This is a genomic window from Streptomyces flavidovirens DSM 40150 (assembly GCF_000429085.1).
GTDB lineage: Bacteria > Actinomycetota > Actinomycetes > Streptomycetales > Streptomycetaceae > Streptomyces > Streptomyces flavidovirens.
Map to the genome: position 1 here is coordinate 129672 of NZ_KE386847.1, position 25433 is coordinate 155104.

Sequence of the window (25433 nt, forward strand, 5' to 3'; positions counted from 1 at the left end):
GAGAGGCGGGCCTCAAGGATGAGCCAGTTCCAGGACGCGGGAGTCGTCGTCACCGGTGCGGGAGGCGGCATCGGAGCCGCCCTCGCCCGCAGATTCGCGGCCGGGGGAGCACGCGTCGTCGTCAACGACCTCGACGCGCGGAAGGTCAAGGCGATCGCCGACGAGACCGGCGCCACCGCGGTCGTGGGCGACGCCTCCGCCATCGTCGAAGAGGCCCGTGCGGCGCTCGGCGGCAAGGTCGACGTGTACTGCGCCAACGCGGGCCTCGCCTCGCCCGGCGACGCCTTCGCCGACGAGGCGGTCTGGGCGGCGGCCTGGGACGTCAACGTCATGGCTCATGTCAGGGCGGTCAAGGCGCTGCTGCCCGACTGGCTGGAGCGCGGCAGCGGCCGGTTCGTCTCCACCGTCTCGGCGGCCGGCCTGCTGACCATGGTCGGCGCGGCCCCGTACAGCGTCAGCAAGCACGGCGCGCTGGCCTTCGCGGAATGGCTGTCGCTGACGTACCGTCACCGCGGGGTCAAGGTCCACGCGATCTGCCCGCAGGGGGTACGCACCGACATGCTGACCGCCGCGGGCTCGGCCGGCGAGCTGGTGCTCGCGCCCACCGCCATAGAGCCGGAGGACGTCGCCGATGCCCTCTTCGACGGCATCGCGGCCGACCGCTTCCTGATCCTGCCGCACCCCGAGGTCGCCGGGTACTACCAGGCACGCGCCGGGAACCCCGACCGCTGGCTGGCCGGCATGAACCACCTTCAGCAGAAGTGGGAGGAGGCCGGCCGATGAGCGAGTCGACAAAGGAACCCACGACCGGTCCGGAATCCGCGACGGGGTCGGAATCCGCGACCGGGTCGCTCTACGCGGCCAAGCCCTGGCTCGCCCAGCTCAGCGAAGCCCAGCGGGCGCCGATGGACCCGCCGGCCACCCTCCTGCACGCCTTCGGCAGCGCGGTGACCCGCGCGCCCGACCACCCCGCCCTCGCCTACTTCGACGGCCGCCTCACCTACCGCGAGACCGACGAACTGTCGGACTCCGTCGCGGGTCACCTGGCCGCGCAGGGCCTGCGGCACGGCGACCGGGTCGCGGTCATGCTCCAGAACAGCCCGCACTTCGTCATCGCACTGCTCGGCGCCTGGAAGGCCGGCGCCGTCGTCGTACCGCTCAACCCGATGTACAAGTCGGCCGAGGTCGCGCACGCGCTCGGGGACGCCGAGGCGACCGCGCTGATCTGCTCGGACCGCGCGTGGGAGGCGTACCTGCGTGACACCGCCGCCGACTCGCCCGTACGCATCGCCCTCACCGCCTGCGAACTCGACCTCCAGACCAGGAACGACACCCGCGTACTGAACTTCGAGCGGGAGGCGCCGGCCTCCGACGCGGACGACCTGGTGACCGTCGCCCGCCAGGGCCTTGCCGCCCCGGCGGGCCGGGAGCTCACCGCCACCGACGTGGCGTTGATCAGCTACACCTCGGGCACCAGCGGCACGCCCAAGGGCGCCATGAACCTCCACGGCGGAATCATGTACAACGCCGAACGCCAGCGCACCGGACACCCCGTGGCCGAGGGTTCGGCGTACTTCGCCCTGGCACCCCTCTTCCACATCACCGGCATGGTCTGCGAACTGGCCGCCTGCGTCGCCAACGCCGGCACGCTCGTCCTCGCCTACCGCTTCCATCCGGGTGTCGTCCTCGACGCGTTCACCGAGCACCGCCCCGCCTACACCGTCGGCCCCTCCACCGCTTTCATGGCGCTCGCCGCCACCCCCAGCGTCACGCGGGAACACTTCGAGTCCTTCCAGGTCATCTCGTCGGGCGGCGCGCCGGTGCCACCGGCCCTGGTGGAGAAGTTCCGGGAGGCATTCGGTCCGTACCTCCGCAACGGCTACGGACTCACCGAGTGCACCGCGCCCTGCGCGTCCGTGCCGCCCGAGAAGGAAGCCCCGGTCGACCCGGCCTCGGGGACGCTGTCCGTCGGCGTACCCGGCCCGGACACGGTCGTACGTATCGTCGACGAGACGGGCGCCGACGTGCCCTTCGGCGCGCAGGGCGAGATCGCCGTCAGCGGCCCGCAGGTCGTTCCCGGCTACTGGCGGCGCCCCGAGGCGACCGCCGAGGCCTTCCCCGGCGGGGAACTGCGTACCGGCGACATCGGCTTCATGGACGAGGCCGGCTGGCTCTACGTCGTCGACCGCAAGAAGGACATGATCAACGCGTCGGGCTTCAAGGTGTGGCCGCGCGAGGTCGAGGACGTCCTCTACACCCACCCGGCGGTGCGCGAGGCGGCCGTCGTCGGCATCCCCGACGCGTACCGCGGGGAGAGCGTGAAGGCGTACGTCAGCCTGCGCCCCGGTGCGGACGTGGCGCCGGCGGACATCTCCGCGTACTGCGAGGAGCGGCTGGCCGCGTACAAATATCCGCGCGAAGTGGAGATCCTGCCCGAACTTCCCAAGACGACGAGTGGGAAGATCCTCAGGCGGGAATTGCGTTCCCGTTCCTGAACTCACAACCGGTTGTTTCGACGGAAGGCAGGTGGCGGCAATGGCCAGGACGACCGACGGGAGCGGCATCCCCGTCCCCCAGAGGCTGCTGGCCGCCGCCACCCGCCTGTTCGCCGAGCGCGGCTACGACCGTACGTCGGTGCAGGAGATCGTGGAGGCGGCCGGCGTCACCAAGGGTGCGCTCTACCACTACTTCGGCTCCAAGGACGACCTGCTGCACGAGGTGTACGCCCGTGTCCTGCGGCTCCAGCAGGAGCGGCTCGACGCGTTCGCCGACGCGGACGCGCCGGTGGAGCAGCGGTTGCGGGACGCGGCGGCGGATGTGGTGGTCACGACCATCGACAACCTCGACGACGCGTCGATCTTCTTCCGGTCCATGCACCACCTGAGTCCGGAGAAGGACAAGCAGGTGCGGGCGGAGCGGCGGCGGTATCACGAGCGGTTCCGGGCGCTGGTGGAGGAGGGGCAGAAGGCGGGCGTCTTCTCGACCGCGACCCCGGCCGACCTGGTCGTGGACTACCACTTCGGTTCGGTCCACCACCTGTCGACCTGGTACCGCCCGGACGGCCCGCTCACACCGCAGCAGGTGGCGGACCACTTGGCGGACCTGCTGCTGCGGGCGTTGCGGCCGTAGGGGGGTGCGGGTGGCGGGTGCGGGTGGCGTGCGGATGCGGGCGGGAGCCGCTGCGCGGGGCTTTCCCCTACCCGCCCCTTCCCGAACTGGGGGCAAGCCCCCAGACCCCCGGACGCCCTGCGGGCGTGTCCTCAAGCGCCGGACGGGCTGGACAGTTGCCGCAACCATCCAGCCCCTCCGGCGTTTGAGGAGCGGGGTCTGGGGCGGAGCCCCAGCAACCCCCGGCCCACTCCAGCCCGTCCGGCGCTTGAGGACCGGGGTCTGGGGCAGCGCCCCAGTTCGGGAAGGGGCGGGTCGGGGAAAGCCCCGCGCAGCGGCAGCCCGCGCCGCACCCGCACGCCACCCGCACCGCCCCCCCTCTCCCTACACGTACTTCTTGAGCTCCCGCCGCGCCAGCGACCGCTGATGCACCTCGTCCGGCCCGTCCGCCAGCTTCAGCGTCCGCGCCCCCGCCCACAGCTCCGCCAGCGGGAAGTCCTGGCTCACCCCGCCCGCGCCGTGCAGTTGCACCGCCTTGTCGATGATGTCGACAACCGCTCGCGGCGTAGCGATCTTTATGGCCTGAATCTCCGTGTGCGCCCCGCGATTGCCCACCGTGTCCATCAGCCACGCCGTCTTGAGCACCAGCAGCCGCAGCTGCTCGACCGTCACCCGCGCGTCCGCGATCCAGTTGTGTACGACGCCCTGCTGGGCCAGCGGCTTGCCGAACGCCTCACGCGACACCGCCCGCCGGCACATCAGCTCGATCGCCCGCTCCGCCATGCCGATCAGCCGCATGCAGTGGTGGATCCGCCCCGGACCGAGTCGGGCCTGGGCGATGGCGAAGCCGCCGCCCTCCTCGCCCACCAGCGCGGACGCCGGCACCCGAGCCCCGTCGAAGACGACCTCCGCGTGGCCGCCGTGGGAGTGGTCCTCGTACCCGTACACCTGCATCGCGCGCCGGACCTCGACGCCCGGCGTGTCGCGCGGCACCAGGATCATCGACTGCTGGCGGCGGACGTCGGCGCCGTCAGGGTCGGTCTTGCCCATCACGATGAAGATCTTGCAGTCCGGGTTCATCGCCCCGGAGATGTACCACTTGCGTCCCGTGACGACGTACTCGTCGCCGTCTGCGGCTCGCTCGATCCGGGTCTCGATGTTCGTCGCGTCCGACGAGGCGACCTCCGGCTCGGTCATCGCGAACGCCGACCGGATCTCGCCCGCCAGCAGCGGCTCCAGCCACTGCTTCTTCTGCTCGTCGGAGGCGAACTGCGCCAGCAGCTCCATGTTCCCCGTGTCCGGCGCCGCGCAGTTCAGCGCGGTGGGGGCGAGCTGCGGGCTGCGGCCGGTGATCTCGGCGAGCGGCGCGTACTGGAGGTTGGTCAGCCCCGCGCCGTACTCCGCGTCGGGCAGGAAGAGGTTCCACAGGCCCTGCCTGCGGGCTTCCGCCTTGAGGTCCTCGACGACCTGCGGGGTGTCCCACGGTGAGGCGAGCAACGCGCGCTGTTCGTGGGCGACGGCCTCGGCCGGGTACACGAACTCGTCCATGAAGGCGAGGAGTTTGGTGCGGAGCTCTTCGGTCCGCGCGTCGTATGCGAAATCCATGGTGGGTCTCAGCCTTCCTGAAGGGTGGTCAGGCCGTGCTCGATGAACACGGGCACGAGGTCGCCGATCCGGTCGAAGCCGGCTCCGACGGTCTGCCCGAGCGTGTACCGGTAGTGGATGCCCTCCAGGATCACGGCGAGCTTGAACCACGCGAACGCCGTGTACCAGGCGATCGCGGAGGTGTCCCGGCCGGACCCGGCGGCGTACCGCTCGACGATCTCGCGCGCCGACGGGTGGCCGGGCGCGCCGGCCGTCGTGGAGACGGGGGAGTCGGGCAGCCCCAGCTCGGAGCTGTACATGACCAGCAGCCCGAGGTCGGTGAGGGGGTCGCCGAGGGTCGACATCTCCCAATCGAGGATGGCGTTGATCCGGTCGTCGGCGCCGCCGATCAGGACGTTGTCGAGCCGGTAGTCGCCGTGTACGACCGTGGGCGCGGGAGAGCCGGGCAGCGAGCGCCCGAGCGCGGCGTGCAGCTCGTCGATGCCCGCGAGTTCACGGTTGCGGGAGGCGTCGAGCTGCTTGCCCCAGCGGCGCAGCTGGCGGTCCAGGAACCCCTCGGGGCGGCCGAAGTCACCCAGTCCGACCGCCTCGGGATCGACGGCGTGCAGGGCGACGAGCGTGTCGACCAGGCCGAGCACGGCGGCGCGGGTGCGCTCGGCACCCAGCGCGGCGAGCTCGTCGGCCGTACGGTACGGAACGCCCTCCACGAACTCCATGACGTAGAACGGCGATCCGATGACCGACTCGTCCTCGCACAGCAGCAGCGGCGCCGGCACCGGCACATCCGTCGGGTGCAGCGCGCTGATCACCCGGAACTCGCGCTTCATGTCGTGCGCGGTCGCCAGCACATGGCCGAGCGGCGGCCGTCGCACCACCCACCGGGACGTGCCGTCCGTGACGGCGTACGTCAGGTTCGAACGGCCGCCCTCGATGAGCCGGGCGCTGAGCGGTCCGCTCACCAGCCCCGGCCGCTCGCGGTCGAGACGACCGCGCAACCGCTCGGGATCGAGACCTGGCGGGTGGACTGCGCTCATGGGGGCACCTCCGGGGGCGGCGGACAAGGGCACGGTGGACAGACAAGGGCATGGTGGGCAAGTGGACGAGACGTCGCAGGCTCATCATGCCGACCAGTCGGTATGCCGTCCAGTGTGCCGGCGTACCCCGAGACGCGGATCACGCGTGGCAGGCGACCGGCTTCCCGCCGTTCATGGCCGCCATGTCGGCGAAGACGGCCACCGGATCGAGCGGCGAGCCCTCCGGCAGGCCGTCCAGTTCGGCGTACGCGCGGTGCACGTTGGCCACCAGCCGCTCGCTCTCGCGCAGCTCGGCGAAGGCCCCGAGATCGGCCTCCTGGGCGGTCTCCAGGGGGGTACGGCCCTTGGCGTGCCCGGCCTCGGCGAGTTCGGCGACGTAGTGCAGATAGCTCTCTGTCGCGTCGTACGCCGACGGGTCGGTGACCGGTCCGTGGCCGGGTACGACGGTGTCCGCGCCGAGCGAGCGGAGCAGGCCGAGGGCGCGCAGTGATCCGCTCAGCGATCCCATCGGGAGGAAGGGCGTGCCGCCCTGGAAGACGAGATCGCCGGTGAAGACGATCCCGTACTCCGGCAGGTGGACGATCGAATCGCCGGTGGTGTGCGCGACGCCGGGGTGGATCAGCCGCACCTCGGTCCCGCCCGCGTGGACGGTGAGCCGCTCGCTGTAGGTGAGGGTGGGGGCGGTCACGGTGATGTCGCCGAAGTCGTTCCGCGGCCACATCTGGTGCAGCTGAAGCCCGGCGGTCAGGACTTCGGAGCGGCAGGCGTCGTGCCCGATCACCGTGGCTTCGGGTACGAAGACGCTGTTGCCGTAGGTGTGGTCGCCGTGATGGTGGGTGTTGACGACGGTACGGGGGAGCGGCGCGCCGGTCGCGAGGAGGGCTTCGCGCAGTGCCTGCGCGCGGCGCTCGGTGGCCGCGGTGTCGACCAGCAGCGTCGAAGTACCGTCGCTGACGAACCCGGCGTTGTTCAGGCACCACCCGCCGTCCGGCTGGATGTGCGCGTGCACTTCGGGCGCGAGCTGGACGATGTACGGATCCGTGGCAGGCACTGGGATTCCCCCGAATCGGGTAAGTCGATGGCCGAACTGGTCAGGGAGAGCCTGCCAGTTGGCGTCCGGCCGGGGGAAGGCGGGGCCGGGACCGGGACCTCGTGCTCAGTGATCGTCCCAGTGGCCGTCGTGAGCGGCGTGGCGGTGGCCGTCGTGCACGTAGTCGAGGTGATCGCCGTGCGTGACAGCGCTGTGCCCGCAGCCCTGGCCGTGCTCATGGGTGTGGCTGCTGTGTGTGACGTGATCCGTGGACTCGCACTCGTCCCAGTGCCCGGAGTGCTCGCGGTGCATGTGTCCGTTGTGCGCGTAGTCGGTGTGGTCGCCGTGCGGCACCGCGGTGTGCCCGCAGGCCGGGCCGTGGATGTGCTCGTGGGTGGGGTGCTCCTGATGGAGGGTGGCCATTACGTTCACCTCTGGTGCGATTCCGGGTGTTTTGCGGTATCTCCAGGCTAGTCCCGATCGACCGCGTCATCCGTCTCCCACCCCTGCGCCGCGACGAATTCGTCACCGTGTTCCGCCGACCACCTGCCCAGTGCCCGGATCGGCTCCAGGAGACTCACCCCGAGTCCGGTCAGCCCGTACTCGACGCGCGGTGGTGACTCGGCGTACGCGTGGCGCTCGACCAGGGCGTAACCCTCCAGGCGGCGGAGCGTCTGCGTGAGCACCTTGGCGCTGATGCCGCCGATCTCGGCGCGCAGTTCGCCGGGACGGCGCGGGCCCTGTGCGAGCGCGTAGATGACGACGGCGTTCCAGGTGTTCGCCAGCAGATCGAAGCCGAGCCTGGCCCGGCAGTCCGCGAGCAAGTCGTTCATAACCACCCTCCCCGTAGGGCCCGTTGGGCACCGATCGGTAACCGGCGGACCTCCTAGCGTCCTGTGCGGACATCTTGTCCTGTCACGCTACGCGGAAGAGGGAACATCCATGCGCATCGGAATTCTCGGTACGGGCAACATGGCCGACGCACTCGGAACCCAGTGGGCCCGCGCCGGCCACGAGGTGCTCGTCGCGGGCCGCTCGGCGGACCGGGCAGCGGCACTCGCCGGGCGTATCGCCGGCGGCATCGGCGGCCGTACCGCCTGCCGGGCGGGCACCCTGCGCGAGGCCGCCGCCTTCGGCGACGCGACGCTGCTCGCCGTGCCGCACGCCGCCGTGCCCGAGGTCCTGAAGGAGGCGGGCGCGGACGAAGACGGCGGCGGCGTACTGCGCGGCCGCGTCCTGATCGACTGCACCAACGCGATCGGCCCCGGCTTCGTCCTGACCACACAAGGCGGGCCGGGTGCGGCAGCACGTATCGCGGAAGCGACCGGCGCCCACGTCGTCAAGGCCTTCAACCACTGCGCGGACAGCGTCTGGCGGCTGACACCGCCGGCCTTCCCCGACGGCCCGCTCACCGCGCCGCTGGCTGTGCCGCTGTGCGGGGACGACGAGCGTGCGCTGGAGACGGTACGCACGCTCGTGCGCGACATGGGCTGCGTACCGCTGGCCGCCGGAGGCCTCGACCGGGCGGTGTATCTGGAGACCGCGACGGCGTTCCTCATCGGACTGTGGGTCAGCGGCAAGGACCCTCGCCGGATGCTGCCGCCCTTCGAGGCCGCCACCGCCTGAGCCTGCTCCGGCCCGCCCGCGTCAGACGACGATCGCCACGGCGAACCCCGCGAGGGCGATCGTGCAGGCCGTCGCCGTCATCGCGGCCCGCACGGACATCGGGGCCGGCCGGGCGGTGCTGACGACGGCCTGGATGCGGTGGTGGGCGACCCGCAGGAAGCCGAGCCAGACGAGCACGCAGAGCGCTGTGGCGATCACCCCCGCCGCGCTGATCTCGTCGTGTACGGCCTGCTTCGCCGCCAGTACGGCCACCACCGTGCAGGCCAGCGTGGTCCGGCGCCAGGCGAGCCTCGTACGCTCCGGCTGGAGGCCGGGGTCCCTGGCCGGGACGGGGGTGGAGCCAGGGCCGGAGCTGGAACCGGGGCCGGGGGTGGCCGGGCGGCCGGTCAACCGGTGCCCTCCCAGTCGAAGAGGACGACCACCACCATGGCGACGGCGACGACCGCGACCACGAGGCTCAGCACCGTCGGGAACCGGGTGACGGGGAGATCGTCGCCGCGCCGCATGGCCCGCTCACAGCGCACCCAGTGATTGACCGCCCGCAGCGCACACAGCACACCCGCCGCCAGCAGGCCGAGCGCCATGCCGGCGCGTACGCCCCACGCCAGGTCCGGCAGGAACTGGTCGACCGCGAACCCGCCGCCGATGAGCGCCAGCGCGGTACGGATCCAGGCGAGGAAGGTGCGCTCATTGGCCAGCGAGAAGCGGTAGTCGGGGGTCTCGCCCTCTTCCCGGATGCGCTGCGGCGCGAACCAGAGCCGCAGACTCCGTACAAACTCGGTCACCCGCCGCACCCTACCGGGCGGATTGTCCGTGGCACGGGACTGCTCCGTGGTGCGGACCGGACCGAGAAGGTGCGGTCAAACCTGCCCAGGACCTGACGAGGACAGCGGGCCCGGGCTCTGGAACCTCCGCAGCCGTTCCCACGCCGCGAGACCGTCCGGCACCCACTCCCACGCGCCCCCGGCCAGCCGCCGGTCCAGCTCCGCGCGGGTCAGGAAGCCGTGCCACGCGACCTCCTCCGGCTGCGGCTTCACCGGGAGCTCGCACCGCACCTCGTAGACGTACGACCACCAGGTCTGCGCCCCGTCGGCGCTCTCGTACAGGAACTTGAACAGGGGTACGGGCGCGGGCAGTCCGCTGACGCCCAGCTCCTCCTCGGCCTCCCGCAGCGCCGCCTCGTCGTACGACTCGCCCGCGCCGACGACCCCGCCCACGAACATGTCGTACATCGAGGGGAAGACCAGCTTCACCGGCGTCCTGCGGTGCACGAAGTACCGGCCCTCGCCGTCCCGCGCCAGGACGAAGACGCAGCGATGGCGCAAACCCTGTGCGTACGCCTCACCGCGCGGGGCCTGTCCGACCACCTCGTCGTTCTCGTCGACGATGTCCAGAATCTCGTCAGCAGGAGTCATGCGGGCCATCCAACCTCACGGTCATCCAACGTCACAGCCGTCCAACCTCACGGTCATCCGCCGGTTGACGCCCCGCTCCGCTCTGCCGAAGATCTGACGCACGGGTAACTTCTCGTTCCACTCGCCCCCGGCAAGGACGGAAACCATGGCGTACGACGCTGATGTGATCGTGATCGGGGCGGGCCTCGCAGGTCTGGCGGCCACCGCGGAACTCGTCGACGCGGGCCGCAAGGTGATCCTGCTGGACCAGGAACCCGAGCAGTCCATCGGTGGTCAGGCGCACTGGTCGTTCGGCGGGCTCTTCTTCGTGGACTCGCCCGAGCAGCGCCGCATGCGGATCAGGGACAGCCGCGAGCTCGCCCTCCAGGACTGGCGCGGCACGGCGGGCTTCGACCGCGACGAGGACCACTGGCCGCGCGCGTGGGCCGAGGCGTACGTCGACTTCGCGGCCGGCGAGAAGCGCGCGTGGCTGCACGGGCAGGGCGTGCGTTTCTTCCCGGTCGTCGGATGGGCCGAGCGCGGCGGGTACGACGCCACCGGGCACGGCAACTCCGTACCCCGCTTCCACATCACCTGGGGCACGGGCCCCGGCATCGTCGCCCCCTTCGAGCGCCGCGTGCGCGAGGGTGTCGCCCGTGGCCTGGTCCAGCTGAGGTTCCGCCACCGCGTCACCGGTCTCGCGCGCGGCGCCGGGTCCGTGGACACCGTGACCGGCGAGATCCTGGAGCCCTCTGCCGCCGGGCGCGGGACCGCCAGCAGCCGCGAGGCGACCGGGTCCTTCGAGCTCCGGGCCCAGGCGGTGATCGTCACCTCGGGCGGCATCGGCGGCAACCACGATCTCGTACGCGCCAACTGGCCGCAGCGGCTCGGCACGCCGCCCGCCTCGATGCTCTCCGGCGTACCCGCGCATGTCGACGGCCTGATGCTCGGCGTCACGGAGGCGGCGGGCGGCCGGGTGATCAACCGGGACCGGATGTGGCACTACACGGAGGGCATCCAGAACTGGAACCCGATCTGGGCCAGGCACGGCATCCGCATCCTGCCCGGCCCCTCGTCGCTGTGGTTCGACGCCCGTGGCAAGCGCCTGCCCGTACCCCTCTTCCCCGGCTTCGACACCCTCGGCACGCTCGACCACATCATGAAGACCGGGTACGACTACACCTGGTTCGTCCTCGATCAGAGGATCATCGGCAAGGAGTTCGCGCTCTCGGGTTCCGAACAGAACCCGGACCTCACGGGCAAGTCCGTCCGTGACGTGATCGGCCGCGCCCGCGCCGATGTCCCCGGCCCGGTCAGGGCGTTCATGGACAAGGGCGCGGACTTCGTGGTCGAGAAGGATCTGACGTCACTGGTGCGCGGTATGAACGCGCTCACCAAGGAGGCGTTGATCGACGAGGCGGAGCTGCGGCGCGAGATCACCGCGCGGGACCGGGAGATCACCAACACCTTCACCAAGGACCTCCAGGTGATGGCGATCCGCGGGGCGCGCAACTACCTGGGCGACAAGCTGATCCGTACGGCCTCGCCGCACCGCATCCTCGACCCCAAGGCGGGCCCGCTCATCGCCGTACGCCTGCACATCCTCACCCGGAAGTCGCTCGGCGGTCTGGAGACCGACCTGTCCTCGCGGGTGCTCACGGAGGGCGGTGACGTACTGCCGGGCGTGTACGCGGCGGGGGAGGCGGCGGGATTCGGCGGCGGCGGCGTCCACGGATACCGCTCGCTGGAAGGCACGTTCCTGGGCGGCTGCCTGTTTTCCGGCCGTACGGCGGGCCGCGCGGCGGCGAAGGCGGTGGCCTAGCGACAACTCAGGCCGGCCGCGCCCCGTCCAGCCGCGCCCCGTCCGTCCGTGCGCCGTTCAGCCGTGCCCCCCTCAAGCCGCGCCCCGTTCAGCCGTGCCCGTCCGGCCGCGCCCCGTCCAGCCGCTCCACGACCCGGAAGCGTTCCGCGACGACCACCGTCGTGTCGTCGACCGTGAACTCCGGGTCGCCCAGTGCCTCTCGCATCTCCTCGCTGTGCCAGAACCTCTCGTGCCCCGCGCGCCAGTCCGCCACCGACGTGTAGCCCTCGCCCTCGTCCAGCGCGTGCTGGAGGTCCACGTCGCCGAGTGCCAGGACCCGAACCTCGGTCAGCTCGATCACCGCCACCTCGCGGCCGTCCGAGTCGATGACCACGGACCGTTCGCCGACCGGCGGCAGCTCCTCCTTCTCGGCCTCGTACTCGGCGAGCAGGCCGGTCGTCGAGACCTTCTCGCCGGACAGAACGGCGGCGACCAGCCGGTCCCGCAGCGGACCGGGAAAGGCCAGCAGGCACGGCGGCAGCGCAGAGTGTTCAGGCATGGGGGCAAGACTAGGGCCTGCCCGGCGGATCATGGCCGGGGCCGCGAAACCACGTTTCGGCAGGTCGGTGCCGTTCCAACTACCTTGATCCCACGGAAAGTTGGTTTAGACCGCTCTTGACGTGGACTACCGCCTACCGCTTTGCTGTGCGTGATCAAACGCTCGCACACTGCGCCGTGGAGGACCCCGCGGATGCCACCTCCGCCACCCCTCGGCCGCTCGCGCCGCCGGACCGACCATACCTTCGACGCCGCACTCGGCGACGCCGAACTCATCGCCGTACGCGGCCAGTTGGCTCAGGGCCGCTGGTCCAAGGCCCGTTCCCTGCTCGCCGCGACCGGCGACGACTGGGACTGCCGCGGCCACCGTCTCGTCGTACTCGCCCAGGCCACCGGCGCCGCGGCCTGGGCCGGTGACTGGCTGCTCGCCGAGCCGGAGAGCTGCGACGCCGTCACCCTCATCGCCTGCGCCACCGTCATCGGCGCGCTGCGCGGCAAGGAGCCGGAGGACCGCGCGCGCGAGGCCTGCCGCCGCGCGGCCGAGCGGTCGCCGGCCGACCCGACGCCGTGGCTCGGCCTGCTGCTCCTGGCCCGTTCCCTCGGGACCGAGGAGGAGGTCACCCAGCTCTTCGACCAGGTACGGCTGCGCCACCCCGAGCACCACCACGCCCACCACCTGATGGCCGCCCGTCTCGCCGAACGCCGGCCGGACATAGGGAACGACCCCCTCCACGAGGTGTACGACTTCGCCGCCTGGGCCGCCGAGCAGGCCCCCGCCGACTCCCCGCTCGCCGTACTCCCCGTGGTGGCTCACGCCGAGCGCTACCGCGCCCTCGCCCGCGCGGGACAACTGCCGGACGACCCCGCCGCCTCCGGCCACTGGACGGGCCGCCGCGCCCGCCAGGTGATGAAGGCGGCGTTCGACTGGTGGCTGGAGTGGGAGCACGAGGACCACCCGCGCCGGCACGTCGACCTCAACTACCTGGCCCACGCGAAGCTCTGCGAGGGCAGGCCCGCCGAGGCCGCCGCCCTCCTCAACCGCATCGGCCCGCACGCCACCGAGGCCCCGTGGTCGTACCCCGACCGGGACCCGCACCGGGCTTTCCGCGCCGCCTGCGGCACGGCGCTCGGGATCGCATGACCCATCACGTCACCGCCAAGGCCAACGCCACCTCTCCGAAGCGAAGGGACGACCCCGCCATGTCGACGGGCAGTTCGAGCACGAGCGAGACAATAAGAGACACCGGCACCAGCGAGATCCGTACGTACAAGGGCCAGGAGCGGGCCCTGCGAGCCGGCCGCCTCGGCACGACGGGACTGCTGCTGTCCGTACTGGCCGCGAGCGCCCCGCTCATGGTCGTCGCAGGTGTCATGCCCACCACATACGGCGTGATGGGCATCGTCGGCCAGCCCCTCCTCTTCGTCATCCTCGGCGTGGTCCTGATGCTCTTCAGCGTCGGCTACGCCGAGATGAGCCGGCACGTCCACAACGCCGGCGCCTTCTACGCGTACATAGCCCGCGGCCTCGGCCCGACCGCCGGCGCTGGAGCCTCCCTGGTCGCCCTCGTCGCGTACAGCGCCATGCAGGTCGGCATCTACGGCATCCTCGGCTTCGAGATCTCCGGAATCTTCGCCACCTACCTCGACATCACCCTCGCCTGGTGGATTCCCGCCCTCGTCGCCGTCGTGGTCGTCGGCGCGCTCGGCTGGCTCAAGATCGACCTCAACGCCAAGGTCCTGGGCGTCCTGCTGGTCGTCGAGTGCGCGCTCGTCGTGATCTTCGACGTGGCCGCGATCGCGGACCCGGCGAAGGAGGGCCTGTCCCTCCAGGCGTTCAACCCCGAGACCCTCACCGGCGCCGGACTCGGCACCGCGCTCTGCTTCTGCATCGCCGCCTTCGTCGGCTTCGAGCAGGCCCCGGTGTACGCCGAGGAGACCAGTCGCCCGCAAATCGTCGTCTCGCGCGTGATGTTCCTCGCCGTCGGGTACGCCGCGCTCTTCCTTGCCCTCAGCGCCTGGGCACTCAGCATCGCCACCGGGCCCGGCCAGATCGTCAAGGTGGCGGGGGAGCAGGGGCCCGGACTCCTCTTCACCCTCACCGAGAGCCGGCTCGGCTCCACCTTCACCGACGTACTCCACATCCTCTTCGTGACCGGCATGTTCGCCGCGCTGCTCAGCTTCCACAACGTCGTCGCGCGGTACGCGTTCGCCATGGGCCGCGAGGGTCTGCTGCCGGCCTCCTTCGGCCGTACGAACAAGACGAGCGGCGCGCCCGCAGCCGGCTCCCTGCTCCAGTCCGCCGTGTCCCTCGCCATCGTCCTGGCCTTCGCGTTCAGCGACGACAAGCCGGCCGGCGACCCGACCGTGCCCGTGCTGCACCTGTTCACCTGGATGGGCAGCGTCGGCGCGCTCGGCGTCATCCTGCTCATGGCGGCCGCGTCGTTCGCGGTCATCGCCTTCTTCGTACGCCGCGGAGCCGGCCGCGCCCAGGCGGGACGCCTCGCGGCGTCGGGCATCGCCGGGGCCGCTCTCCTGGTCATCGCCTTCTACACGGTCAAGGACTTCGGCGTACTGGTGGGCGCGGGCCCCGGCTCAGCACTGGGCTGGATCCTGCCGGGCATCATCGGCGTCGCGCTCGTCGGCGGCCTGGTGTACGGCGCGGTACTGCGCTCGGTGAAGCCCGAGGTGCATGCCCGGATCGGCCTCGGGAACGAGGCCTTCCAGCTGGAAAAGCAGGCAGCCGAACTCTGACGGAAGTCTGACGGACACCCGCGGTCGCCGGCTCTTGGCGGCCACGGGTGTCCGCATTGTTCCGTGACTCCTCAACCACCGGCCGGCCCGGACGGCGGTGGCGCACCCGTCGGCCGCCGCGTCGTCCTCGGCATGCTGGGCCTCGGCGCCGCGGGCCTGGCCACCGCGCCGTACCTCCAGAGCGGACGACCTGCGCGATGGAGCAGACACGCATCGTGCGCGACGTCCAGTGCGTCACGGGGTGGCGGGTCCCTGACACACCGTTCGATGGCGTACAACTGTCACGGCTGCTGTCCGCCGCAGAGGTGAAACCGTCGGCCAAGGCCATCCGCTTCACCTGCTTCGACGGTACGTACAGCGAGAGCCTCACCCTCCAGCAGGCCCGCCGCGAAGACGTATTGGTCGCTCTGCGCATGCAGGACAAGCCCCTCACCCACGCGCACGGCGGCCCCGTGCGGCTCGGCGAAATGGCTCTCCGGCATCACGGTCACCCCCGAGGTACGGCCCGGCTACTGGGAGGAGCGCGGCTATGACGTCGACGCGTGGGTCGGCCGTTCGAACGGACGCGACGATGCTCCCACGGTCTGAACTCCCCGCCCGCGTACGCCGCTTCAGCCGCTCCCAGCGCTGGGTCCACCGCGCCACCGCCGGCCTGACCCTGCTGTGCGTCGCCGCGACCTGGGCAGGCTCAACCGGTTCGGGCCGCACGACCGGCAGTGGCTGCGGGCCGCGCTGCGGCGCGACATGAGCCACGCGTCGCGCCCGGCGGGGAAGTTCAACGCCGGCCAGAAGCTCTACGCGGCGTGGATCGCGGGCGCGGTGCTGGTGATGCTCGGCACCGTGCTGCTGATGTGGTTCACGAACCTGGCCCCACTGGTCTGGCGTACGAGCGCCACCTTCGTCCACGACTGGCTCGCCCTCGCCATGGGCCTCGTGATCGCCGGGCACATCGCCATGGCCCTGATGCGGCCGGAGTCCCGGCGCGGCATGCGCACCGGGACTGTCGACCGCGAATGGGCGGAGCTGGAACACCCGCTGTGGGCGGAGGAATCGAGAAATTCTCTCGACCTAAAGGACGAGTGACAACAGCAGGACGAAGCCCAGCGAGACCACCGAGATGATCGTCTCCATCACCGACCAGGTCTTGATCGTCTGGCCGACGTCCATGCCGAAGTACTCCTTCACCAGCCAGAACCCCGCGTCGTTGACATGGCTGAAGAAGAGCGAGCCCGCGCCCACCGCGAGGACCAGCAGCGCCGCGTGCGACGCCGGCATGTCGGCGGCGAGCGGGGCGACCAGACCGGCCGCCGAGATGGTCGCCACGGTCGCCGAGCCCGTCGCGAGCCGGATGGCCACAGCGATCAGCCAGGCGAGCAACAGTGTCGGGATCGCCCAGTCCTCGGAGAAGTCCAGGATCATCTGGCCGACACCCACGTCGATGAGCGTCTGCTTGAAGCCACCGCCCGCACCGACGATCATCAGCACGCCCGCGATCGGGGCGAGCGACTTCTCGACGGTCGACGACAGCCGCTCCCTGGTGAACCCGGCGGCACGCCCCAGCGTGAAGAGTCCCACCAGTACGGCGGCGAGCAGCGCGATCAGCGGTGAGCCGACGACGTCCGTCACGCGCTGGACCGTGTTGTCCGGGTCGTTGACGACGATGTCCACGAGCGCCTTGGCCAGCATCAGCACGACCGGCAGCAGCACGGTGGCGACGGTCGCGCCGAAGCCGGGACGGCGCTCCAGGTCCTCGGACGGACGCTGAGCCCCCTCCAATGAACCCAGCATCTTCTCGGGCGCCGGGATGTCGACCCAGCGGACGGCGTACTTCGAGAAGAGCGGCCCCGCGATGATCACGGTCGGGATCGCGACGAGCACACCGAGCCCCAGCGTGACGCCCAGGTTGGCGCCGATCGCGTCGATGGCGACCAGCGGACCGGGGTGCGGCGGGATCAGCCCGTGCATCACGGACAGGCCCGCCAGCGCCGGGATGCCGATCCGCATCAGCGAGTAGTTGCCGCGCTTGGCGACGAGCAGCACCACCGGGATCAGCAGCACGATGCCGACCTCGAAGAACAGCGGCAGGCCGATGATGCTGGCGATCAGCACCATCGCCCACGGCATCGCACGGCCGCTCGCCTTCGCGAGGATCGTGTCGACGATCTGGTCCGCGCCGCCGGAGTCGGCCAGCAGCTTGCCGAGGATCGCGCCGAGCGCGATCAGCACGCCTACGCCCGCGACCGTATTGCCCAGGCCGGTCGAGAAGCTGGTGATGGCCTTGTCGAGCGGGGCGCCCGCGAACGCCCCGAGCGCCAGCGACCCGATGGTCAGCGCGAGGAAGGCGTGGAGCTTGAACTTCGTGATGAGCAGGACGATGACGGCAATGCCGGCGAGGACTGATATCCCCAGCCGGCCGTTGCCGGCCGAGGTGATCGGCTCGACGGCGCCCGCTGCCAGCATCTCGACGCTGAGACTGGTCACGGTTCTCTACTTTCTGAAGTCTTGGCTGTCGAGCCGGCGCAGGGCCGCGACGGCTCGTTCGGTGATGTCCTCCGGAGACCCCGAGACGTCCACGGACACGCCCGCCTCGTCCTCCTGGAGCGGCTGCAGGGCGGCGTACTGCGAATCGAGCAGCGCGGTCGGCATGAAGTGGCCCCTGCGCTCCCGCATCCGCTCCTCGATCAGCTCCCGGTCGCCCGTGAGGTGCAGGAACACGGCGTCGGGGGCCGCCGCGCGCAGCCGGTCGCGGTAGACCCGCTTGAGCGCCGAGCTGCTCACGACCCCACCGAGCCCGGCCCGGCTGTGGGCCCACGCGCCGATCGCGTCGAGCCAGGGCCACCGGTCCGCGTCGTCCAGCGGGGTTCCGGCCGACATCTTGGCGATGTTGGCCGGGGGGTGGAAGTCGTCGCCCTCGGCGTACGGGACGCCGAGCCGGCCGGCGAGCAGGGGACCGATGGTGGTCTTGCCGGTCCCTGCAACACCCATCACCACGACGACGTGGGGGCTGTTCATGAGTGGAGTGCCTCGCCGTCTTCATCGACATCGGTCCGTCGCGCTACTGAAACCCATTAGGTACGACGTATTCAAGAGCCTGTGACATAAACGTCGTACTTTTTGCCCGTGCGGGCCGCCCCGTACGCTGAGCCCATGACCAACCAGGCCCGGGGGCTGCACGCCCAGCTGCTGGAAAGCCTCGGTCCCGCGATCACAGCCGGTGAATATCCGCCCGGCAGCGTGTTGCGTACGGACGAGCTCGCCCAGCGCTTCGACGTATCGCGCACGGTCGTCCGGGAGGCGGTCCGGGTCCTGGAGTCGATGCACCTCGTGGAGTCCCGCCGCCGGGTGGGCGTGACCGTACGCCCCACCGAGGAATGGAATGTCTACGACCCGCAGGTGATCCGGTGGCGGCTGGCCGGCGCCGACCGCCCCCGCCAACTGCGTTCCCTGACTGTCCTGCGCTCCGCCGTGGAGCCGGTGGCGGCCGGGCTCGCCGCGCGGTTCGCGACCCCGGAGCAGTGTGCGGCGCTCACCAAGGAGGCGCTCTGGATGGTCGCGACCTCGCGGGGCCGGCAGCTCGACGCGTACCTCGTGCACGACATCGCGTTCCACCGCGTCGTACTGCGTGCATCAGGCAACGAGATGTTCGCCCGGCTCGGTGATGTGGTGGCCGAGGTCCTCAGCGGACGCACGAGGCACCAGGTGATGTTCGAGGATCCGGACCCGGCGGCCGTCACCCTGCACGTCCAAGTCGCGGAAGCCGTAAGGGAAGGCGACGCGCCGCGGGCGGAGCGGCTGACTCGCGAGATCGCCGTCGGCGCCCTCCAGGAGCTCGACGTACTCGCCCCGTAAAGCACCCACATTGTCCATCCCCTTATCCTTTTGTTCGCTTTAAATCAACTTGCTGAACACTCTTGACGCTTGTATGTCCGACCTCCGAGCATTCTCCGCATGGTCTTGTCAGACAGCCGGACAGGTGGCGGCGCACCCCGGCGCATCAGCGCGATGGAAGCCGTCCTCACCCACCTCCGGGACGCCATAGAGCGGGGTGAACTCGCCATCGGTGAGAAACTCCCCACGGAGGCCGAGCTCGGAAAGCGCTTCGAGGTCAGCCGCTCCGTAGTACGCGAGGCCCTGCGCGCGCTCCAGGCGCTCGGCCTCACGGTGTCGCGGGCCGGCAAGGGTACGTACGTCGCGGCCAGTGGACCGGACCAGAACCCGATCTTCGGCGCGTACTCCGCCCGGGACCTGCTCGAAGTGCGACGGCACGTCGAGATCCCCGTGGCGGGTTACGCTGCTGTGCGGCGAACGCAGGACGACGTAGACCTGCTGACCCACCTGATCGGGAAGATGGAGCAGGAGACCGACCCCGCCGCCTGGGTGGCACTGGACACGCTCTTCCACATTTCCATCGCCCAGGCGTCCGGCAACCCTGTCTTCCACAAGATCATCGAAGAGATCAGGGACGCCCTTGCCCGGCAGTCCACCTTCCTGAACCAACTCGGGGACCGACGACGCCAGTCGGACCTCGAGCACCGGGCACTTGTAGAGGCGATCGTCGGCGGCTCCGAGGGAGCGGCGGTGCAGGCCATGGCCGCGCACCTCGAACTCGTCGAAATCACTCTCAACACGATCGTGCGGCCCGGTACCGCACACCCCCCAAATGAAGGCGAAGAAACAGCATGAGCGACCGCATCCTCCCTGCGGCCCCCGCCGGTCCCGCCGATCCCGTATCGACATCCCCACATGTCGACGCGGGTGACGAGGGTTACAGCAAAGACCTGAAGTCCCGCCACATCAACATGATCGCGATCGGCGGGGCGATAGGCACCGGCCTGTTCCTGGGCGCCGGCGGCCGCATGGCCGGAGCGGGTCCTTCCCTGGCCATCGCGTACGCCATCTGCGGCGTCTTCGCCTTCTTCGTCGTGCGCGCGCTCGGCGAACTGGTCCTCTACCGCCCCTCCTCCGGAGCGTTCGTCTCCTACGCCCGTGAATTCATGGGCGAGAAGGGCGCCTTCGCCGCCGGCTGGCTGTACTTCCTCAACTGGTCGACCACCGCTGTGGCCGACATCACAGCCGCCGCGACCTACGCCCACTTCTGGGCGATGTTCAGCGACGTACCCCAGTGGGTTCTGGCCCTGATCGCCCTCGCCGTCGTCCTCACCGCGAACCTCATCTCGGTGAAGTACTTCGGCGAGATGGAGTTCTGGTTCGCCATCGTCAAGGTCGCCGCCCTGGTCGTCTTCATGGCCATCGGCATCTACCTGGTCGCCACCCAGCACCAGCTCGACGGCCACACCCCCGGCTTCTCCATGATCAGCGACGGCGGCGGCCTCTTCCCGGTCGGGATGCTGCCGATGCTCCTCGTCATCCAGGGTGTCGTCTTCGCGTACGCCTCGGTGGAGCTGTGCGGCGTCGCCGCGGGCGAGACCAAGAACCCCGAGAAGATCATGCCGAAGGCGATCAACTCGATCATGTGGCGCGTGGGCATCTTCTACGTCGGCTCGGTCATCCTCCTGGCGCTGCTGCTCCCGTACACGGCGTACTCCGGCGACGAGAGCCCCTTCGTCACCGTCATGAACAAGCTCGGCGTCGCGGGCGCCGCGGACGTCATGAACCTGGTGGTCCTGACGGCGGCCCTGTCCAGCCTCAACTCGGGCCTGTACTCCACCGGCCGGATTCTGCGCTCGATGGCCCTGTCGGGCTCCGCGCCGAAGTTCACCGGCCGGATGAACAAGGGCCAGGTCCCGTACGGCGGCATCCTCCTCACGGCGGGCTTCGGTGTCCTGGGCGTAGGCCTGAACTACGTGATGCCCGGCGAGGCCTTCGAGATCGTCCTGAACTTCGCGTCGATCGGCATCCTCGGCACCTGGGGCATGATCATGCTCTGCTCGCTGCTGTTCTGGCACCGCGCGAAGGACGGCCGGGTCACGCGCCCGTCGTACCGTCTCCCGTGGGCCCCCTACACCCAGCTCGTCACCCTCTTCTTCCTCGCCAGCGTGGTCGTCCTGATGTGGTGGGGCGGCGGAGTCGGCCGTACGACCGTGATGTGCCTCCCGCTGATCGCGGCGGCGCTGGTGGGCGGCTGGTTCGTGGTCCGCAAGCGGGTAGCCGCGATAGCGGCAGAACGCAAGACCGCGTAAGCCCGCCCTGCGGACCTGCCCCCCACTCCCCCCCGAACCGGGGGGCAGCCCTGGCCTCCGGACGCCCCCCCGGACGCGCTCCGGACGCCCTCCGGGCGTGTCCTCAAACGCCGGACGGGCTTGTTCCCCGCCAGACGGCCGCCCTGTCGGCGCGGCTAACCCAGAGCCGCGCCGACACCCCACCTACACCCCCACCCTGAGCCATCCCCCCAGCCCCGCGCCCCCGGCCCCGCCCGCCCCCACGCCCTCTCGCGCCGGCGCCCGCCAGCCGTGCCGCGCCAGCCATGCGATGTCGCATGCCGTGCCGGGCGTCCGCGCCGGGCCACCCGCGCAGCCCTTGCCGGGCGGACCGTGCGTGCCGCCTGTGCCGGCACCGTCCGCGCCAGCCGTGCTGGCCGCACCGCGCCGCACGCGCCAACCGTGCCGGGGGTGCGGTGCCGGGCGTGCGTGCCGCACCGTCCGCGCCAGCGTGCTGGCTGCACGGCGCCGCCGCGCCAACCGTCCGGTGCCGTGCCGTGCCGTACCGGGGGTTCGCGCCGCACCGTCCGCGCCAGCCGTGCTGGCCGCACCGCGCCGCCCGCGCCAGCCGTGCCGGGGCGGGCGTCCGCGCCGCGTCGGCCGTGTCTGCCGGCCGCCCCCCGCCCCCGCATCCAGCCCGTCCGGCGTTTGAGGACCGGGGGCTGGGGCGGAGCCCCGGTTACGGGAAGGGGCGGGTAGGGGAAAGAACCGCCCCGCCGCCACCAGCACGCGCTGGCGGCGATGTGCGGGCCGACGCGCCCCCTCCGCCACCACTCGCCCACCCATGCGCGGCCCTTACGACAACACCGTTGACCTGTGGAGACCCCGGAGAGGAGAGTTCGATGATCACTCGTGGCCCACCGAACGGAGCCGCACATGCCGCACACACCGCATACGCCGCACACCCCCCGCACCCCCGCCGACCTGGTCTTCACCGGCGGCCCCGTCCTCACCCTGGACGCCGCCCGCAGCCGCGCCACCACCGTCGCCGTCACGGGCGAGCGCGTCACCGCCGTCGGCCACGACGAGGTACGCGATCTCATCGGGCCCAGGACCGAAGTGGTCGACCTCGCCGGGAAACTCCTCGTCCCCGGCTTCCAGGACGCACACATCCACCCCGTATCGGCCGCCCTCGAACTGGCCCAGTGCGACCTGACGGCCGCCCGCACGGCAGCGGAGACAGTGGACGCGGTACGGGCGTACGCCGAGGCCCGCCCCGAAGAGGAGTGGATCACCGGCGGCGGCTGGTCCATGGAGGCCTTCGAAGGCGGCGCCCCCACCAAGGACCTGCTCGACGCCGTCGTCCCCGACCGCCCCGTCTACCTCCCCAACCGCGACCACCACGGCGCCTGGGCCAACAGCCGCGCCCTGAGCCTCGCCGGCATCGACCGCGCCACCCCCGACCCGGCTGACGGCCGTATCGAACGGGACGCCCACGGTGAGCCCACCGGCCTCCTCCAGGAGGGCGCCATGGACCTGGTCGCCCGCCTCACCCCGCCCTCCACGCCCGCCGGCCGGCTCGCCGCCCTGCTCCACGCCCAGCGACTGCTCCACTCGTACGGCATCACCGCCTGGCAGGACGCCATCGTCGGCACCTTCGGCGCGATGGACGACCCCGCCGACGCCTACACCGCCGCCGCCCGCGACGGCTCACTCACCGCACGCGTCACCGGCGCCCTGTGGTGGGACCGCGAGCGAGGCGCCGAACAGATACCCGAACTCGTCGCACGGCGCGAGGAGTTGAGCGACGGCCGGTTCCGCGCCGGTTCGGTGAAGATCATGGTGGACGGAGTCGCCGAGACGGGCACCGCCGCCCTCCTCACCCCCTACCTGGACGGCTGCGGCTGCCCCACCGCCAACCGCGGCACCAGCTTCATCGACCCCACCGACCTGCGCCGGTACGTCACCGAACTGGACGCCCTCGGCTTCCAGGCCCACTTCCACGCCCTCGGCGACCGCGCCGTACGCGAGGCACTGGACGCCGTCGAGGCGGCCCGCGCCGCCAACGGATGGCGCGACACCCGCCCCCACCTCGCCCACCTGCAAGTCGTCCACCCCGACGACATCGGCCGCTTCCGCCAACTCGGCGCCACCGCCAACATCCAGCCCCTGTGGGCCGCGCACGAACCGCAGATGGACGAGCTGACCATCCCCTTCCTGGGGCCGGAGCGAGCCGGCCACCAGTACCCCTTCGCCGCGCTGCTGCGCTCCGGCGCCACGCTGGCGGCGGGCAGCGACTGGCCGGTCAGCAGCCCCGAGCCGCTGCACGGCATCCACACCGCGGTCAACCGCGTCGAGCCCGGCGGCACGGGCCCCGTCTTCCTCCCGGAACAGCGCATCAGTCTGACCGCCGCACTCGCCGCCTACACGGCGGGCTCCGCCCACGTGAACCACCTCGACGACACCGGCAGCGTCCGCGCCGGAGCCCTGGCCGACCTGGTGGTCCTGGACCGCGACCCGTACGCCGCGCCCCCCGAGGAGATCGCCGCGACCCGCGTGGCCCGTACCTACGTGGGCGGACAGCAGGTCTACGACGCCGGTCTGTAGAGCGAGTACGGTGCGGATGCGGTGCCCGTACTCGTCGCACGAGGAAGGAAGTTGACGTATGACACAACAGGTCCAAGGGGTCGTCGCACCGGGAAAGAACGAGCCGGTGCGGGTCGAGACCGTCCTCGTCCCCGACCCGGGGCCCGGCGAGGCCGTCGTGAAGATCCAGGCGTGCGGCGTCTGCCACACCGACCTGCACTACAAGCAGGGCGGCATCAACGACGACTACCCCTTCCTCCTCGGCCACGAGGCGGCGGGCATCGTCGAGTCCGTCGGTGAGGACGTCACCGAGGTCACCCCCGGCGACTTCGTCATCCTCAACTGGCGCGCGGTGTGCGGCCGCTGCCGGTCCTGCCTGCGCGGTCGCCCCCAGTACTGCTTCGACACCCACAACGCGCAGCAGAAGATGACCCTGCTCGACGGCACCGAACTGTCCCCGGCACTCGGCATCGGAGCGTTCGCGGAGAAGACCCTGGTCGCGGCCGGCCAGTGCACCAAGGTCGACCCGTCCGTCTCACCCGCCGTCGCGGGCCTGCTCGGCTGCGGCGTCATGGCGGGCATCGGCGCCGCCCTCAACACCGGCCAGGTCGGCCGGGGCGACTCGGTCGCCGTCATCGGCTGCGGCGGCGTCGGGGACGCGGCGGTCGTCGGCGCCAGGCTCGCGGGCGCGGCGAAGATCATCGCCGTCGACATCGACGACCGGAAGCTGGAGACCGCCCGCACCATGGGCGCCACCCACACCGTCAACTCCCGCTCCACCGACCCCGTCGAAGCCATCCGCGAGCTCACCGGCGGACACGGCGCCGACGTCGTCATCGAGGCGGTGGGCCGCCCGGAGACGTACAAGCAGGCCTTCTACGCCCGCGACCTGGCCGGCACCGTCGTCCTCGTCGGCGTCCCCACCCCCGACATGCGGCTCGACCTGCCGCTCATCGACGTCTTCGGCCGGGGCGGCGCCCTCAAGTCCTCCTGGTACGGCGACTGCCTGCCCTCCCGCGACTTCCCGATGCTGATCGACCTGCACCAGCAGGGCCGCATCGACCTCGCCGCCTTCGTCACCGAGACCATCGGCCTCGGCGACATCGAGAAGGCCTTCGCGCGCATGCACGAGGGCGACGTACTGCGCTCGGTGGTGGAGTTCTCATGACGGCCGCATCCGCACCCTCACCCGCACGCATCGACCACCTCGTCACCTCGGGCACCTTCTCCCTCGACGGCGGCACCTGGGACGTCGACAACAACGTCTGGATCGTCGGCGACGACACCGAGGCCATCGTCATCGACGCGGCCCACGACGCCGAAGCCATCGCCGCCGCACTCGGCGGCCGTACGCTGCGCGCCATCGTCTGCACGCACGCCCACAACGACCACATCGACGCCGCCCCGGCCCTCGCCGAGGCCACGGGCGCACCGATCCTCCTCCACCCCGGCGACCTGCCCCTGTGGAAGCAGACCCACCCGGACCGCGCCCCCGACGGCGAGCTCACCGACGGCCAGGCCCTCACCGTCGCCGGCACCACGCTGACCGTCCTGCACACCCCCGGCCACGCGCCCGGCGCGATCTGCCTGTACGCCCCGGAGCTGACCACCGTCTTCACCGGCGACACCCTCTTCCAGGGCGGCCCCGGCGCCACCGGACGCTCCTTCTCGGACTTCCCGACGATCGTCGGCTCGATCCGCGACCGGCTGCTCACCCTGCCGCCGGAGACCGGGGTAAGAACCGGCCACGGCGAAGGCACCACGATCGGCGCCGAGGCTCCGCACCTCCAGGAGTGGATCACCAGAGGGCACTGAAAAACAGAAGAACCCCCAGTTCGACTG

General features: G+C 71.1%; 24 protein-coding genes and 2 pseudogenes. 15 read left to right on the top strand and 11 right to left on the bottom strand.

Features of this window, described 5'->3' with window-relative positions:
- Positions 1 to 18: 18 nt before the first annotated feature.
- Genes G412_RS0132510 through G412_RS0132520 form a run of 3 tightly spaced genes read left to right on the top strand, consistent with a single transcriptional unit; the run spans position 19 to position 3129 of the window.
- Complete coding sequence (locus tag G412_RS0132510) at positions 19 to 783, top strand: SDR family oxidoreductase (protein WP_028815692.1); 765 nt, start codon at positions 19 to 21, stop codon at positions 781 to 783.
- A complete protein-coding gene (locus G412_RS0132515) occupies positions 780 to 2495 on the top strand; it encodes a class I adenylate-forming enzyme family protein (protein ID WP_051338751.1) in 1716 nt (571 codons plus the stop codon). The genes G412_RS0132510 and G412_RS0132515 overlap by 4 nt, the downstream gene beginning before the upstream one ends.
- A 40-nt stretch (positions 2496 to 2535) precedes the next feature.
- Entirely contained in the window at positions 2536 to 3129 is a 594-nt protein-coding gene (locus G412_RS0132520) for a TetR/AcrR family transcriptional regulator (protein ID WP_028815694.1), read from the top strand.
- 363 nt (positions 3130 to 3492) lie between these two features.
- On the opposite strand, the gene G412_RS0132525 is transcribed toward G412_RS0132520, so the two are convergent.
- The 5 genes from G412_RS0132525 to G412_RS0132545 all read right to left on the bottom strand — a co-directional run bounded on the left by G412_RS0132525 (position 3493) and on the right by G412_RS0132545 (position 7610).
- Complete coding sequence (locus G412_RS0132525; RefSeq protein ID WP_028815695.1) at positions 3493 to 4713, bottom strand: acyl-CoA dehydrogenase family protein; 1221 nt, start codon at positions 4711 to 4713, stop codon at positions 3493 to 3495.
- Positions 4714 to 4721: 8 nt separating this feature from the next.
- Positions 4722 to 5747 (bottom strand): phosphotransferase family protein, encoded by a 1026-nt coding sequence (locus tag G412_RS0132530; protein ID WP_028815696.1) that lies wholly within the window; start codon positions 5745 to 5747, stop codon positions 4722 to 4724.
- Between the two features lie 139 nt (positions 5748 to 5886).
- Positions 5887 to 6798 (bottom strand): MBL fold metallo-hydrolase, encoded by a 912-nt coding sequence (locus G412_RS0132535; protein ID WP_028815697.1) that lies wholly within the window; start codon positions 6796 to 6798, stop codon positions 5887 to 5889.
- A gap of 105 nt (positions 6799 to 6903) precedes the next feature.
- A complete protein-coding gene (locus G412_RS0132540; RefSeq protein ID WP_028815698.1) occupies positions 6904 to 7200 on the bottom strand; it encodes a hypothetical protein in 297 nt (98 codons plus the stop codon).
- Between the two features lie 47 nt (positions 7201 to 7247).
- Positions 7248 to 7610, bottom strand: a complete 363-nt coding sequence (locus G412_RS0132545) for a winged helix-turn-helix transcriptional regulator (RefSeq protein WP_028815699.1) — start codon at positions 7608 to 7610, stop codon at positions 7248 to 7250.
- 109 nt (positions 7611 to 7719) lie between these two features.
- Here G412_RS0132545 and G412_RS0132550 point away from each other — a divergent pair, with 109 nt between their 5' ends.
- A complete protein-coding gene (locus G412_RS0132550) occupies positions 7720 to 8403 on the top strand; it encodes an NADPH-dependent F420 reductase (protein WP_028815700.1) in 684 nt (227 codons plus the stop codon).
- Positions 8404 to 8424: 21 nt separating this feature from the next.
- Here G412_RS0132550 and G412_RS37030 read toward each other — a convergent pair whose 3' ends face one another.
- The 3 genes from G412_RS37030 to G412_RS37035 all read right to left on the bottom strand — a co-directional run bounded on the left by G412_RS37030 (position 8425) and on the right by G412_RS37035 (position 9818).
- On the bottom strand, positions 8425 to 8793 hold the full coding sequence (locus G412_RS37030) for a DUF202 domain-containing protein (RefSeq protein ID WP_078607599.1): 369 nt from the start codon (positions 8791 to 8793) through the stop codon (positions 8425 to 8427).
- Entirely contained in the window at positions 8790 to 9188 is a 399-nt protein-coding gene (locus G412_RS0132560; RefSeq protein WP_028815701.1) for a YidH family protein, read from the bottom strand. The genes G412_RS37030 and G412_RS0132560 overlap by 4 nt, the downstream gene beginning before the upstream one ends.
- A gap of 75 nt (positions 9189 to 9263) precedes the next feature.
- On the bottom strand, positions 9264 to 9818 hold the full coding sequence (locus G412_RS37035; RefSeq protein ID WP_037650708.1) for an NUDIX hydrolase: 555 nt from the start codon (positions 9816 to 9818) through the stop codon (positions 9264 to 9266).
- 145 nt (positions 9819 to 9963) lie between these two features.
- On the opposite strand from G412_RS37035, the gene G412_RS0132570 reads away from it, so the two are divergent.
- On the top strand, positions 9964 to 11619 hold the full coding sequence (locus G412_RS0132570; RefSeq protein ID WP_028815702.1) for an FAD-binding dehydrogenase: 1656 nt from the start codon (positions 9964 to 9966) through the stop codon (positions 11617 to 11619).
- An 88-nt stretch (positions 11620 to 11707) separates the two neighbouring features.
- Here the strand turns inward: G412_RS0132570 and G412_RS0132575 are convergent, their stop codons facing one another.
- A complete protein-coding gene (locus G412_RS0132575) occupies positions 11708 to 12157 on the bottom strand; it encodes an ASCH domain-containing protein (RefSeq protein ID WP_028815703.1) in 450 nt (149 codons plus the stop codon).
- 192 nt (positions 12158 to 12349) lie between these two features.
- Between G412_RS0132575 and G412_RS0132580 the strand changes: the two genes are divergently transcribed.
- From G412_RS0132580 to G412_RS37045, 4 genes and pseudogenes are all read left to right on the top strand, one after another.
- Positions 12350 to 13297, top strand: coding sequence for a hypothetical protein (locus G412_RS0132580; protein WP_028815704.1), 948 nt, complete (start codon positions 12350 to 12352; stop codon positions 13295 to 13297).
- A 59-nt stretch (positions 13298 to 13356) separates the two neighbouring features.
- Positions 13357 to 14907, top strand: coding sequence for an APC family permease (locus tag G412_RS0132585; RefSeq protein WP_028815705.1), 1551 nt, complete (start codon positions 13357 to 13359; stop codon positions 14905 to 14907).
- 132 nt (positions 14908 to 15039) lie between these two features.
- Positions 15040 to 15495 (top strand): annotated as a pseudogene (locus G412_RS37040) (molybdopterin-dependent oxidoreductase).
- Positions 15479 to 15990, top strand: a pseudogene (locus G412_RS37045) (cytochrome b/b6 domain-containing protein). The pseudogenes G412_RS37040 and G412_RS37045 overlap by 17 nt, the downstream one beginning before the upstream one ends.
- On the opposite strand, the gene G412_RS0132600 reads toward G412_RS37045, so the two are convergent.
- On the bottom strand, positions 15976 to 17388 hold the full coding sequence (locus G412_RS0132600; RefSeq protein WP_028815706.1) for a GntP family permease: 1413 nt from the start codon (positions 17386 to 17388) through the stop codon (positions 15976 to 15978). The pseudogene G412_RS37045 and the gene G412_RS0132600 overlap by 15 nt on opposite strands.
- Before the next feature lie 6 nt (positions 17389 to 17394).
- Positions 17395 to 17919, bottom strand: a complete 525-nt coding sequence (locus G412_RS0132605) for a gluconokinase (RefSeq protein ID WP_028815707.1) — start codon at positions 17917 to 17919, stop codon at positions 17395 to 17397.
- 135 nt (positions 17920 to 18054) lie between these two features.
- Here G412_RS0132605 and G412_RS0132610 point away from each other — a divergent pair, with 135 nt between their 5' ends.
- The 6 genes from G412_RS0132610 to G412_RS0132635 all read left to right on the top strand — a co-directional run bounded on the left by G412_RS0132610 (position 18055) and on the right by G412_RS0132635 (position 25406).
- The gene (locus tag G412_RS0132610; RefSeq protein WP_028815708.1) at positions 18055 to 18756 is read left to right on the top strand and encodes a FadR/GntR family transcriptional regulator; all 702 of its coding nucleotides are present in this window, start codon (positions 18055 to 18057) and stop codon (positions 18754 to 18756) included.
- 99 nt (positions 18757 to 18855) lie between these two features.
- A complete protein-coding gene (locus G412_RS0132615; RefSeq protein WP_028815709.1) occupies positions 18856 to 19590 on the top strand; it encodes a FadR/GntR family transcriptional regulator in 735 nt (244 codons plus the stop codon).
- Positions 19587 to 21047: an amino acid permease gene (locus G412_RS0132620; protein WP_028815710.1), complete on the top strand. Its 1461-nt coding sequence runs from the start codon at positions 19587 to 19589 to the stop codon at positions 21045 to 21047. The genes G412_RS0132615 and G412_RS0132620 overlap by 4 nt, the downstream gene beginning before the upstream one ends.
- A gap of 894 nt (positions 21048 to 21941) precedes the next feature.
- Positions 21942 to 23612 carry an amidohydrolase gene (locus tag G412_RS0132625; protein WP_051338752.1) on the top strand — a complete coding sequence of 557 codons (1671 nt, stop codon included), beginning with the start codon at positions 21942 to 21944 and terminating at the stop codon, positions 23610 to 23612.
- A gap of 58 nt (positions 23613 to 23670) precedes the next feature.
- On the top strand, positions 23671 to 24759 hold the full coding sequence (locus G412_RS0132630) for an S-(hydroxymethyl)mycothiol dehydrogenase (RefSeq protein ID WP_028815712.1): 1089 nt from the start codon (positions 23671 to 23673) through the stop codon (positions 24757 to 24759).
- Positions 24756 to 25406: an MBL fold metallo-hydrolase gene (locus G412_RS0132635; RefSeq protein WP_028815713.1), complete on the top strand. Its 651-nt coding sequence runs from the start codon at positions 24756 to 24758 to the stop codon at positions 25404 to 25406. The genes G412_RS0132630 and G412_RS0132635 overlap by 4 nt, the downstream gene beginning before the upstream one ends.
- Positions 25407 to 25433: the final 27 nt, after the last annotated feature.